This is a genomic window from Paenibacillus sp. lzh-N1 (genome assembly GCF_002872435.1).
Taxonomy (GTDB): domain Bacteria; phylum Bacillota; class Bacilli; order Paenibacillales; family Paenibacillaceae; genus Paenibacillus; species Paenibacillus polymyxa_C.
The window spans coordinates 1,466,870-1,480,448 of the sequence record NZ_CP025696.1; the positions used below are offsets into that span (position 1 = coordinate 1,466,870).

General features: G+C 43.5%; 12 protein-coding genes and 1 pseudogene. 1 reads left to right on the top strand and 12 read right to left on the bottom strand.

Annotated elements, in window-relative coordinates:
* Positions 1-46: 46 nt before the first annotated feature.
* Entirely contained in the window at positions 47-769 is a 723-nt protein-coding gene (locus tag C0638_RS06655; protein ID WP_058711433.1) for a GntR family transcriptional regulator, read from the bottom strand.
* A 316-nt stretch (positions 770-1,085) separates the two neighbouring features.
* Between C0638_RS06655 and C0638_RS06660 the strand changes: the two genes are divergently transcribed.
* Entirely contained in the window at positions 1,086-2,237 is a 1,152-nt protein-coding gene (locus tag C0638_RS06660; protein WP_040102387.1) for a glycosyltransferase, read from the top strand.
* A 211-nt stretch (positions 2,238-2,448) separates the two neighbouring features.
* On the opposite strand, the gene C0638_RS06665 is transcribed toward C0638_RS06660, so the two are convergent.
* The 11 genes and pseudogenes from C0638_RS06665 to C0638_RS06715 all read right to left on the bottom strand — a co-directional run bounded on the left by C0638_RS06665 (position 2,449) and on the right by C0638_RS06715 (position 13,284).
* On the bottom strand, positions 2,449-3,399 hold the full coding sequence (locus C0638_RS06665; RefSeq protein ID WP_040102388.1) for a ring-cleaving dioxygenase: 951 nt from the start codon (positions 3,397-3,399) through the stop codon (positions 2,449-2,451).
* 75 nt (positions 3,400-3,474) lie between these two features.
* Positions 3,475-3,873 (bottom strand): DoxX family protein, encoded by a 399-nt coding sequence (locus C0638_RS06670; RefSeq protein WP_013368890.1) that lies wholly within the window; start codon positions 3,871-3,873, stop codon positions 3,475-3,477.
* A 69-nt stretch (positions 3,874-3,942) separates the two neighbouring features.
* Positions 3,943-4,170 (bottom strand): DUF896 domain-containing protein, encoded by a 228-nt coding sequence (locus C0638_RS06675; protein ID WP_058711434.1) that lies wholly within the window; start codon positions 4,168-4,170, stop codon positions 3,943-3,945.
* Between the two features lie 337 nt (positions 4,171-4,507).
* Positions 4,508-4,924 carry a DUF4280 domain-containing protein gene (locus tag C0638_RS06680; protein ID WP_025677132.1) on the bottom strand — a complete coding sequence of 139 codons (417 nt, stop codon included), beginning with the start codon at positions 4,922-4,924 and terminating at the stop codon, positions 4,508-4,510.
* Complete coding sequence (locus C0638_RS06685) at positions 4,925-5,443, bottom strand: hypothetical protein (protein ID WP_058711450.1); 519 nt, start codon at positions 5,441-5,443, stop codon at positions 4,925-4,927.
* 14 nt (positions 5,444-5,457) lie between these two features.
* The gene (locus tag C0638_RS06690) at positions 5,458-6,708 is read right to left on the bottom strand and encodes a pentapeptide repeat-containing protein (RefSeq protein WP_058711435.1); all 1,251 of its coding nucleotides are present in this window, start codon (positions 6,706-6,708) and stop codon (positions 5,458-5,460) included.
* A gap of 77 nt (positions 6,709-6,785) precedes the next feature.
* Positions 6,786-8,202: pseudogene (locus C0638_RS06695) on the bottom strand (hypothetical protein).
* Positions 8,199-8,873: a hypothetical protein gene (locus C0638_RS06700; protein ID WP_102163389.1), complete on the bottom strand. Its 675-nt coding sequence runs from the start codon at positions 8,871-8,873 to the stop codon at positions 8,199-8,201. Before C0638_RS06700 ends, C0638_RS06695 begins: the two are co-directional and overlap by 4 nt.
* Before the next feature lie 415 nt (positions 8,874-9,288).
* Positions 9,289-9,567: a hypothetical protein gene (locus tag C0638_RS06705; RefSeq protein WP_158657696.1), complete on the bottom strand. Its 279-nt coding sequence runs from the start codon at positions 9,565-9,567 to the stop codon at positions 9,289-9,291.
* A 134-nt stretch (positions 9,568-9,701) separates the two neighbouring features.
* The gene (locus tag C0638_RS06710; protein ID WP_102163391.1) at positions 9,702-10,169 is read right to left on the bottom strand and encodes a hypothetical protein; all 468 of its coding nucleotides are present in this window, start codon (positions 10,167-10,169) and stop codon (positions 9,702-9,704) included.
* A 1-nt stretch (position 10,170) separates the two neighbouring features.
* On the bottom strand, positions 10,171-13,284 hold the full coding sequence (locus C0638_RS06715) for a CdiA C-terminal domain-containing protein (RefSeq protein ID WP_102163392.1): 3,114 nt from the start codon (positions 13,282-13,284) through the stop codon (positions 10,171-10,173).
* Between the last annotated feature and the right edge of the window lie 295 nt (positions 13,285-13,579).

Below are 13,579 nucleotides of genomic sequence, written 5' to 3' on the forward strand. Positions count from 1 at the left end.
TTTTCAAAACCATAAAAAAAGACCGGAGAATTCTCCAGTCTTTTCGTTAGTGTACCGATACAAAGGTATTAAATTTCAAATATTTGTAATGAAACCGCATATGTGAAAATTCAAATGGCGTGCCGTTATCTAAAAAGAAAACCCCCTCCATAATGCCTACCGGTTCATTTTCTTTCAATTCTAGTAGCTTTTGGTCATTCTCTTGGGACGGTTCTGCAAAAATGGATAAAAAAGATTTGGTGACGGCCAGGTTCCGCGAGTCTTCCAAATAATTAAAAATGGAACCCTCAATAATCGTCTGATTTAAATCTTGGACAATTTTAATGGGGATGTAGCCCGTTTCAATCATAAAGGGATCGTCATCAAACAGGCGTAAGCGAACGATTTTATAAACAAAATCATGGGTATCCAAGAACAAATCGCGCTGTAGTTCTTCTGTCGGTGGAATGACCTCGAAACTCAATACTTTGATTTTTGGCTTTTTGCCATGCATTTGAAAATTATCAGTAACTCCTAGATTAGAGCCTTCATAGTTAAAGATAGATTCATTTCTTATGTATAAGGGATTAATAAATGTCCCGGAGCCTTGTTTTTTGAAAATAATTCCGACACTCTCCATTTTAGTCAGAGCGCGTTTAATGGAACTACGACTAACCTGGTAAGTCTCACTAAGACTACGTTCATCTGGCAATCTCATATCTGCAAACTTTCCAGCGAAAATTTTCATTTTAAGATCGTCAATAATTTGCTTATAGACAAATTGTGTCATATAGTACTCCTCTTTCAGGTCTTCTATAACTCCATATAGTTTACCATAAACATGTCCATTTCATCTCATGTTTGTTTGTATCTCTTTTACTTTACATCCTTATGCGTAATGCTGCCATGACATATACATCACACCACTGAAAATACCTGCAAAATAGCAAAAAATACAGAACCTCCACCTTAACATTCTCAATATGACCAAGCCTGTTTCGCACCTTGAGGGGTGTTTGACCAGACCAGGCTAAAATCCTTGAATACATTGTTATTATTTATCTTGTTCAAACGTGTTCTAATAAAAGTGGTGGGGGGAGATCACATTGGCTATCCGCTACAGCGTCATCATTCCAACCTATAATCGAGCCCAGCAGCTGCTGCTCACACTCGCCTCATTTGAAGCGCAAACCTATTCCAAGCAACTATTCGAAGTGATTGTAGCTGATGACGGCTCTACAGATGGAACGAAAGAAATGGTTGAAGACTTCAAAGCATCCTATCCTCTTATCTATGTGTCACACCCGGAACAACGTGGTCGATCTGCCGTTCGAAATTTGGGACTGCGCCAGGCAAAAGGGATATATATCATTTTCTGCGACGCTGACTTTTTGGTGCTACCTCATTTCATTAAAACCGTGAGTCGTTATCACCGCAAGTATCCCAAATCCGTGCTTTCAGGCATTCCTCACTCGTGGGACGATGCATTTACCCATTATCACCCTGACTTTTCTGTGGAAGAAAAAGAACATTGTCGGAGCATACTTACACAATCAGGCTTATGGAATCCCGACTTTGAAACAGCGAATGAAATTATCCCGATCATCACCCCTCATGATGTCCTGCATCAAACGGGTGCATTGTCTAAAGTCGTTAGCCCCACCAGGGTTCCGCCCAGTACTCAAAAACAATTTGCCTCAACGGACGTAGCTCCCTGGATGATGCTAGTAACTCGTTGTGTAGCCATCAGACGCAACCACTTGATTCGTATTGGAGGTTTCAATGAACGGTTTGTGCTGTACGGACTCGAAGACTGGGACTTGGGCTATAGACTGCATCGCTTAAAAATCCCTTTTTATTGCATCAAAGAGGTGGTCGGATATCATCAGGAACATCCAACCCATCTTAGAGGTAACGTTTTAAATACGGAAAATCTGAGAATCATGTATGAAACTTACGGGTTCAATGACTCCTCGTTAAATTTATTCGCTCTAATTCCTCCATCCGAGGATTTTGAGACCTACAAAAATACGCTGCGCGTATTACGCAGGGGACTCCGTTCTAGGTTAACACGTTCATCGGCTATGTTGTTGAGAAGGACATTACGCATTGCTGCCAAGCAGTTTTATTATCAAAACAACAACCCAGCATACCAGCAAGCATTACGGGTGATAAAAAAGAAAGCAGAGAACCGGAAAAGCCGAGTCGCCCACGTGTTACGAGAAATGCTGGTAAAGTCTGAAAAGCTGTTGGAATAACAAGAGGACGGTAGCACACGAGACACATACCTGGAAGCAGATTCTGTCCTGGATAGATAATGTCGTATATTAGATTAGTCAAATCATAAATATAGGTTAATTGCGGAGGATTTCATTTTCAGGTGGTAACCTATCAAATGAAAAATCCACAATCGAATGAGATTGTGGATTTACGTGACTTCATCTGGATGCAAAACAGCAGCCATTTCATTTACTTTTGTTTATCTGTTAATGTTCTCACTTCAATAGGATGCAGGTTTGCCTCGATCTGAGCCCGCTGTGGTTCATACCACTCTGGCAGCATTAATTTCTGCCCCAAAGATTCAGCAGGCTCATCGTTAGCAAATCCCGGTGGATCAGTAGCAATTTCAAACAGTATGCCGCCCGCTTCTCTGAAATATATTGCATTAAAATATTGGCGGTCGATGATTGGAGTTGGCTGATAGCCATAATGCTGAACTGCGCTTCTCCACTCTTCATGTTGCTCGAAATCTTTTGCGCGCCATGCAATGTGATGTACCGTACCTGCTCCACCAAAGCCTAAGCCCATTTTGACGAGCGGAACATCCACAATGTTGCCGATTTCTCCAGCAGATTGATAACGAGCATATTCGGCGTCTTCGTAGACTTTCGTAAATCCGAGTATGCTCTCCAATGCATCCATCGTTTTCTGCGGGTTGACACTAAATAGCACGGCACCTCCGAAGCCCTTAATCGCGTTATCAGCCGAAATGCCATCGTAAGACCAAGTACTGCTCGCTCCCTCTGCACGTTCAACAAGCTCAAGACGTAGGCCCTCATTATCCTCGAATTGAAGATATTGTTCATTAAACCGGCTTGTTTTCGTAACTTGAATACCAAAGCTTTGCAAACGATGCTGCCAAAAATCAAGCGAACCTGGCGGTACCACATACGAGGTTATGCCCACCTGACCACCTCCGATGCGCCCTTTGGGAGTTCCTGGTGCAGGGAAAAAAGTAATGATCGTTCCGGGGCTTCCTGCCTCGTTACCAAAGTACAAGTGGTAAACCTCGGGGGCATCGAAGTTGATGGTTTTCTTCACTAACCGAAGTCCAAGAATACCTGCATAGAAATCGACATTAGCCTGCGGATTACCGGCAAAAGCTGTAATATGATGGATACCTGTCGTTTGAAGTGACATATAAAACCCTCCTTTAAATCGTAGAAATCCTTATTTTCCATTATCGTTCAATTTTTAATGATCTAAGTTCATGTATTAATGAAGTATTGCATCAATGGAATATGAACCTGCACCTGTCAACGCAATCCCGATTACGACAGCAATAAGAACCAGTGGATATTCATAGCCATTAGCGGTTGCCCAGATTCCGTTTTGACCATGCACTTTGACAATCGCTCCGAGCATCGCCATCGTAATCAACAGTGCAGCCAGTGGAGTGAGCAGTCCTACAGTAAATAGAGCCCCTCCCAGCAATTCCATCAATCCAGCGGCCACAGCCATCAATACCCCAGGCTTGATCCCGATTGATTCCATCCAACCACCGGTACCTTTTGGACCATAGCCGCCAAACCAGCCAAAAAGCTTCTGAGCCCCGTGCCCCACGAATAGCAATCCAACCACCAAACGTATCAACAACAATCCACTCGCCAACATAAAATCACTCTCCATATTATATTTATTATTTAAAGATTTTTTAATTTAAGATATTAGGCAAAATTAAATTCATGGCTTAACGATTTGCGCCTGTTCTTTTCTTAATTTTTCAGGAGTAACATCATCTCCATTCGGATCATAAATCGTAGCATTCAAAAGTATGCTTTTGATAGAGCCTCGAAAGATTTGAAGGTATTCTTTGCGAAGATCCATTTGTTCCGTTTTTTCAATTTCAGTTAACCCAACTTCTTTTGCTTTGTTTGCCAACTGGTTAATTCTTTCTAAAATCGCAAGCATGTGTATACCTCCCTATTCAAAATTTGCTGTTGTTTTATCTTTAATTGATTTATCTTGATATAAAGATATAATATTTTATTGTTCTTGTCAACACTTTATTAAAGAGAGGAGAAAATGAATCCTTGAGTTGCTTCTCCCCCTAATATCAATGCTATCTCCATGCTGGTAATACTGGTATTTTTGTACCATCGCAGTGACCAGATCATCGTAGGTCAATGGATATCCTGATAAGATCGTCTCTTCATCTGGATATCCATCTAGTACGAATGCGAAGCACCCTTCAGTTCAACTGTATACACGTCCCGAATCCAAAACCCAACGGCTTTGAAACAGACTCTTAATCCAGCTCCTGTCCATCATTTTCAATTTGGATATGACCACAATACAGACACTGATGGGTACAGTTTTGTGTCAAGGCCGGCTGTCCCTCGATCTTCACATCACTTTTCCCATTCAGCCACGGCATGGTCAGAACTGGAACACACGGAGCCTTTTTCACGCCATAGATGTCCACCATCTCACTAGCCTGTACAGCCGGATTTAAAGGACTGGAGCAATTTCCAAAAGACTGAATGTTCACTCCTGGAACGTAATCTCCAATGTTCATTTGTGCTTTGTTTTTTACGTAGACACCATGGCTAAAAGGTCTTTTCAAACGGGTAGGTTGTGTGCCATAACTACAACTTAAGATCGCTCCTGCCACGACATAGCTTTTTTTTGCGCCCGTTCCCGGTTTCACTTGGGCTTCTTCCACTTACCCCATCCTCCTTAGTGCTTCCATCTCGACTCTTTGCACTCGAATGCCTGTAAAAGATCGGCGCAGCAGGCTTTCTGCCACAGCCAAATGGATATAGATATGAGGTTCGATCAGTCCCTCAATCCGAAAAACAGGGGGCTCTATCTCCCCCTGTCTCAGTATCAAACGCTTCAACGTACCATTGGGATACCATTCCGTTTGTGCGGACAAACAGTCCACCATCGGCGGACGAAGCACCCAGTATACCTCCTGTCTGGCCTGCTGGAAATCGGTAAGGATGGCCGCTTTCCATTTCAGTCCCGGCATATATTTCTCCAATAATACTTTCATCCGATCAGACACCAGCGGCAGGGGAAATTCCAGAAAATCCGGGTACACTGTTCGTGGATCGGTATGTACAGCCAAAAAAAGAGGATCATCCTGCTGCTCTCCCTCGGCCTCCGTCAGGATATCTTCTACTTGCAAAGGAGACAGCGCAGCAGGCTCCACCTGATGTTTTACCCGCTCGTCTATCATCAGTCGTAAATATCTCAATGCAGCCACTCCTTTTTGCTAGCATCATCCCTTACCTGTGTAGACCACTCCAAACCAATGGCTCCTCTACGCTGCTCATCGGTAAAAATGACTCCTTGTACGTTTGCACCCGTAAAATCGGTTCCAATCAAACAAGCCCCTTTAAAGGATGCACCTGCCACATCTGCTCCAACAAAGCAGGCATCCGTGAGGTCTGCCCCGTCCAAGAACGCTTTTTGTAGTAACGCCTCTTTAAATATGGCACTCCGCAACTGTGCATCTTGAAAACGGGCTCCTTGCAAGCTCGCCCCTGTGAAATCTACGCCAGCAAAACCCAATGGCTCCCAATCCAATGAAGCATCTGATCCATATCCGGCGTTACCCATAACGACATCCAATATGGCCCCTTTCATCGAGCATCCGCTAAAATTGGCTCCATGAAGCAAGCTGTATGTCAAATCGATTCCATTTAACTGACTTTCCTGCCACACCGTTCCTACCAGGACACAGCCATACAAGCGACTATGTTCCATTTCGATTTGGTGAAAAGCCGTATAGCGGAAATCCAACCGACTATAATCTCCGTCCGACAAATGAACTTGGGTCAACGCCTGATAGCTGTACGCATGTTCTTCTTTTTCCTCCAACCACGACCGAATCTCATTCGCCTCCATGGCTCTGTGATCTTCTCGATACACCGATACACTATGATCCAAATATTCACCCACACGAATCTCGAACGTCTCTTCTCGCTCCATCTCTTGAAACTCCGGTAAGCACACAGCCTGTTTCATTGCCAAGCGCACCACATTCACAACGAGCGCATGAATGTGTACCGCTGCTTCCAACATAACCTGCTCCCATTCAAGCTCTGATAGAGAAACTTGCTGCTGCTCTACCTCCCTTCGCAATTGCTGCTGCAAATCGGTCCAGTAGGAATATGCCCAGCTTGTGTTCCATTCAAAATGGATCGGCTGTGGATCAAGCATCCATAAAGCATCGGAAGCCTCTACGAGATAAGCAGGTCGCTCTTCCAGCCATGTGGTACGTAGCATAGAGTACATGATATAACCGATCCTTCCCTTTCTTCCTTGAAGCTGCTCTCGCCGAATGTGCTGGCAATATCCTCGGAACTCTTCGACACAAGCCTGAACCCGCTGCTCCTGCGTCACATTGAACTTCAGCGCCCAGTCTCTGCGGATGAGAAGCCACGCCTGATTCAAAATGGCATGCCATTGCGGTTCTAACTCATCAATAGACTTTTCCATTTGTACCTAACCACCACCTAAAGCTCTTCATAAATTCATATCTTCAGGCTGACGCCATTCACCCGCTGCCCTATAGCCTAATTCGATTTTACTTCACTGCCCTTCATGTCCGCTGATCCACTCAATTGAATATGACTGCCATTGCAATCCATACGCAGCTCGCTGCCTGCCGACAAATTCATCGTTTTCCCTGCCGACAAGCTCAGATTACCACCCGCCGAGATACTTACCTGTTTATTGCTCACAATATGAATGCCTTCCTTGTCGTCCAGCTTGATAAAAATAGCACCATCCTTACCCGTCACGACCAGTTCATCCGGTCCCAAACGAATTTCTTTTCCATGAGGTGTTCGCCATATTTTCATCTGCGGATTGGAAAGCTTGTTATGTCCGCTCCCTCTGTCTGCACGTCGGACTGCACTGCCTGCTACACCATCTTCTTCACGGCTGCCCGGAAAATAAAGTGAAACCGGGTCCCCTTTTTCCGGCATTACGTACCAGCCTGTATGTCCCCCGCCGCTATATACCGTCGAATAATTGAACCAATGCGCCTGATCGACCGCCTGCTTCTCGTCGCAATCCAGATGGATACGTACCTGATCCTGACGCACATCCACGACTACTCCGCCTAATGAAGCGCCCGCCAGCTTTTCCTGATAGTAGCCTTTCTGCCGTAAGCCTTTGTACGAGGCAAGTACATATTGATGCCGCAACAGCCCCTGCCTCATCTCCGTATAAGCCTCAATGACATACAAACTGTGTCCCTGAAAGGTCAACTGAGCGCCCAAGTCCAGCACCTCGTCTGTTTCCACCTCATAAAAAATTAAAATCATTTTCGTTCACCTTTGCCTGCTCATTCTCCTGAAAATAGCGGAAAGGGAGCATCTGCTTGCGTACCGTATAACGGGTATGATCCAGTACTGCCTGTGCAGGGCTGTCTTCAATGCCAAAATAAAATTTGGGACTGTCAAAACGGGACACAGGCATCAGGCTCGTATGATAGCGGGAAGCCATGCGTCTTAAAAAAGCCCAATCCGTCTCCTGATACTGGATGGCAATCCGTCCGATAGGCTCTCCACCGGTCGCTCCATCAATCACATCCAACCCCTCATAATCCTTACCAATCTGCTCCAGCATCTGAGGAATTGTCATTTTTGTATATTGAAAAGAACGGGTGCGTTGCTGAATATCCATCCGATAAGTATGGGAAATGGCCTCTACCTCTAGATAATACACATCCCTTACAACCTTCACTTCGACCGATAGCGCAATCCCGCTGAATAGCGGCTTACTTTCACCCGATTCATTGCGCTGGCTTACCTCAATAACCGTGTTCTTTTCCGTCGTTTCCACATAGCTGTCCTGCATTTCTTCCGGGATGATTCCTGTAAAATAGAGCCGAGTATGCTCGTTGATTTTCTTCGCGAGGGTAAGCTGCTCCAGCTCAACCAGCTCGTAAGGCTGGATTTGGATATTATCGTAGCCCAAACTCATAGCAAATCCGCTCCTTTCTCAAGTGAAGATTGTAAGGGCAATGAAACTGCATGGAGCGAATGTACTGTATTTTCCGCTACAGGCAGCCATGCCTCCATGTCCGATTCCATACAGTTAAACGTCCCCATCATCACCTGTCCTGCATGGGTGAACAGCAGGATTTCGTTGTACAAATTCGTATCCACGCCTGCAGCAACAAAACGGATCAACCCAATGGACAGCCCGGCATGATTTGCGATCACTTGAGTGCCCAGCCAGTTACGGATTGGTTGTACAGATCGCAAAACGTCCGCCATTTGCTCCACAAACTCAGGAAGCTCCTCATCTGCCAAAGTGGATTCTGTCCGATTAAAGGTGATATTCACCGTTCCATCCTCCGAGGTATAAATGACCTCTGGACGATGCACCGAAGGATATTTAAATTTGGCCTGCTCCAGTGGCATCAAGCTAAAGGATTTCGGCACGCTAACCTCAATTTCCCCGTCCAAAATCACCCTTAATTCCAGCGGAATGAGCTCATCACCTAACCGTAACGCCAAATTTTTCTCAGAAACGGAGTGATCCTGTTCGGAAATAACAGTTTGAGAATGACTCGTATTTACGTTATTAGATGCAACATCATAATTAAGCTTATTTTTAAGGCTTAAAATATGCTCGTCCATATAATTCATAGGGTTAGTCCCTTCTTCTTAAAAAAGATGAGTATTTAATTCAAAATATAAAAGCAAAAGGGCATATTTAACAATAACCCATCTTATGTATGTATCGGCCAGAATAGATATTTTGTTTACAGAAAGAACCATAGCATGCGTTATTTTCAATGTGTATTTCTTAAATCAATATAGAGAAGAGGATTGATCGGAACGGACTATGGATCGAATTGAATCCATCCTTGCTCAGAATGAAAGCAGGTATCATGACTTGGAAAGGCTGTCACTATAATAAAAACGATTTTACTAAGTGGTTGGATGATCGGAGTTTGTTGAGTTAAAATTATACTTGGTCCGGATTCGAACCTACTAAAAAGCAAAAACTGCTCATAGTGCGGGTTTTCCAAATGGAGGAGAACCGTGGCACGGTAAATCCTCAATTCGACGCACTGTGATGCCAGGATTTTTGGGGCGATGACTTAGAATAAATTGATTTTTCTAGATTACTAGGATTAAGTCCAGAGCGCTCAGATTTGAATTTAATAAAATCTTCTTCTTGTAACAATTTATCAATGTTTTCAAACATAATTCTGTCTCTGTAAATGAAGATATCATACTCTCTATCAAGCATATATAAACCATGTTTTAAATCAACAAGCCTGCTTGTTCCCTCTGAAATAATCAATGTTTTATAATCTATATCTTTTAATGTCACAAAATACATTTTCACTCGGATACTTTTGTTTAGCTATATACTTTTTAAACTCTTCGTGGGAATGAAATCCATAATTGGCTATACCTTTATTAGGCTCATTGATAATTTCCTGAACCGACATTATAAGATCTATTTTAGTTAGATAAATCCTTTTCAATATATGGATATTCTAGCGAATCAATTATTCTAATAGATAGATAATTCTTTTGATACTGGTCTAAATTTGTGTTTACAATTACAGTATCACCTTCTTTTCTAAATAGTTGATCTGTACCATTTTCCAAAAACACCATATCAGGATTGAAGCTCTTTAAAATCTTCCCAATAGTTTGAAATAAGACCTCTAGTCCTTCATAAAATGTTTTCCCAAACAATTGAACACTAATTTCTGTATTTATTTCCATGTCGTATTCATCTCTTAAAAAATCAATGCTAGTAATATCTTCTGTTTCAATATCAATTGTGAAATATCTACAGCTAAGACGAGAAAAGTTTTCGTAATTAGTTACTTTATCTTTAACTGTCTCGCTTACTATGTTATAAATTGTTCTCTTTAATGCTTCAGGTCCCAAATTTGAAACTAAAAGTAATTCACAGTCCATCTTACTTCTCTCCTCCAAATACTTTTGTAATTGTGCCATCTTTAACACTAATTAATTCTTCAAGTCTTTTTAAATCACCATTCGGATTTGCTTTTCTTAAAATTGTTCCAGTAATTTCTGAAATTTTTTCATCTGGGAAGTTGTCTAAGTTGAGAACAATCCTTCCAGATTGATTTTTTGTCTTTCCTGCTATTTCTTTTATTATACTTTGTACCTTACCATCTGGCTTAGGCGCATAACAATCAAATACTTTTCCTTCGATTAAAAAATCTGGATTCGATCCTTCTTTAATTCCATAGCCATTTCCACCATCAATTTCATCCAACATCTTAATGTCATAACCTTTGTCAGCCAAGAAATCGGCTGTTTCATTTTGTTTCTTTATTCCATGTGAATCTCCTGCTCCATAATTACCTTTAGGTTTACTACCCTTTGGCAATGAAGGTTCTGTCAGTTTAATATTACTAACAACGTCACCAGTCCCCTTAGTTCCGGGCGGCTTCTCGTTTGGTTTGCTCGGCTTCTGTGAGCCAGGTGTTCCTTCGTTCTTGCTTGACTTTCCGCCAGAAGGTTTAGACGGCGTTGAACTATTTGGACCCTCGCTTTTAGACATTCGATAAAGATCCTTAGCACTTTCCACACTATTGGATGCTCCGGTATACGTTACCGCTGTCCCATGTGCTCCCAAAAGGGCAGATTGTGCCATAGCCAGGACGCCTACAGGTGCCCCTACTCCTGAAGCTGTTACCAAACCACCTAAGAATCCTTCCGTCACAGCACCAACCGTTTCTACAGCTCCAGCTACAGTTGTTAAAGAATGTCCGATCACTTCACCTGTTTTACGCGCCATCGGATGATCTGAGGTATATTCCTTATTCATTAATCCGAACGAATAATCTTCTACAACCGCTGCTGCTGCTCCTAGTACAACTTCTCCACCCACATCTGCGGCATACTCCAACTCATTCGCCATCTGCTTCGCCATAATGGCTTCATTTTCCGCATTCTGGAGCTGGACTGCCGCCATAAGATCCCACCAGGACTGAGATTCTTCCTCTTGCTTCGGCTGCGGCTGTTGAGCCATGTAACTGTCGTAGTTCGCCCTCCAGCGTTGTCTCAACTCGGTGGGAATTTGCTGATAAGCATGAACTATAGTGTTCGATTCTTTCAGCAAGTTTTGAACGAGCTCTAGGGGACCACCGGAATGCGCTACATGACGTGCACTCGTATATACTTTGCCTAAAATCCACTTGCTATAATAGGCTTGTTTCGCTTGCTCATGCTCATACTGAGTAATCAATCCTTGAAGCGCCAAACCTGCCCAATGTTTTAACGGATGTATGCGTGCTTCTTTAGACGCTCCCAAGGTAGGCGTTCCTTTGCTTCGGATAGGGATTGCTGCGGATACTTGTAAAACCGTTGCCGCCACTTTACCTGCTAGTCCACCCGATGTATTCAACATCACATTGGCTACTTTCCCGATTGCTGGAATGGAACCTAATAGCTTGGATACTGTACCCAGTAAAGCATTGGTCTGTTGAAGCGCCGCTGGACTTGTAACCTTTGCCGTAGGAGCAGAAGTCGCACTACTGGAAGAAGCGTTGGCTACGGCAGATTGCGCGGCCTCATACGCCTTAATATTCATCAATGGCGGCTCGGGTACAGGAGGAAGGTCAGCTACGAAAACTGGAGCTTTTACCGTACCTTCCTGATTAATCACTGGCGCTTTGGTGTCCATCTCACCATCTAGCACCATAGTGCTGGCTCCACCTTTTAAATATAGTGCGGTTCCAGCTTCCAGTGATAGTTCCTGACCTGCATCCAGCTTTACATGACCGCCCTGAATCTGTACATCCCCCAGACTGTTTACGGTGATGCCTGTATCATCATGCAGTGTAATCGAAAGCCCATCGGAAGTGGACAGGATCAGTTCCTGCTCAGACATTTCTATACCGCTACCTTGTACGTGTTTCCATGCCTTCACATCTGGCTGTCCATTGGCGTGGCGATATTGTCGCAAGGAATCTGCCACATACGCTTCCTGTTCACGGTGTGTAGGCAGATACAGTTCCACTTGTTCCCCAACTTCAGGCATGTCGTACCAGCCACTATGTTCTTCCGCGACATAACGGGTAGCTACGGGAAACCAGCAGGCTTTAGCTGGGTCTTGCTTCGGATCAATTTCCAGTTGAAGTTGTACGAATTCCTGTTGTACCTTTAGCACCGTTCCCGTGAGTGAAATCCCGATAGCTTGATCGTTTTCATACCGAGCATACTGAACATCCTGTTCAGCTTGGAGATCATAACGAGTTTGAAGTAAACCGTCCTTTAACTCTGTCACTGCCCGAACAACAACCAGTTCTTTGCCTTGTCCGATGGGTAACGTAATCAAGTCTCCCAGTGCATAGTATTGCAGATTTTCAATCGTATAGGTGACATACACACCAGCACGTTCCCCCAGGTTCCCTCTATCTAAATCATGGAATGTTTTCCGTACTCTATAAAATACATCTCGCTCCACCTTATACTGCTTGCCTTCTGGCATCCCAAAGAAAATCTTAGGTGATGCAGCCGTAATCTCCGGTATAAGTACCGAACCAAAGCGAGAGACAAGACGCTTTAAAAAGGCCCAGTCGGTTTCTTCATATTGTAAAACAAAAGTACCTAATTTAGCATAATTGGTCACCGTATCAATGGCATCTCCATACATGTACTTCCGAACCATTGTAGTGACCAGATCATCATAAGTACGGTGAATATCCTGATAGGAGCGCCTTTTCTTCTTGATATCCATTTGATAGGAATGCGAGGCCGCCTCCAGTTCAAAGGTGTATACTCCCCGTATACAGTGTACGGACATGCGTGTAACCAGCCCGTGAAACAATCTTCTGATCGACTGTCCTTGCTCATCCAACTGACGTATGACAATCGGTTCCTGCTCCATGTCCTGTCCAACACAGGCGGCTCCCTGTTCTTCCGACAGCATGCCGCTCACATACAGGTATGCATGATCGTTAACAGCCCTGGTAATTCGCAATTGTTCCATATGCTGAGGTTGAAAGGGACCGTATAAGCGCAGACTTTCATATCCTATTCCGTTTTGAAGTAGGTCCAAATGCTTTCATATCTCCTTTCCAGCGGCACAAGGCATGTTCGCCAACTACCTTGTGTTTACATGTGTTCGTAGCTACCACAACATTCAAGCATAAGTTTAAGAGGTTATTTTTAACAGCAAACCATTCTTATGTATGTATCGGATAGAATAAAGATTTTGTTTACAGAAAGACCCATCCATTCTGTTATTTTGAATTAACATGGCTAACGAATGAATGCATGAAGCTCCCCAAAACCGTCTTGCCCCTAAAAGATCAGAGATATTAAAATAGCGAATCACATTCACATTGGTTCTA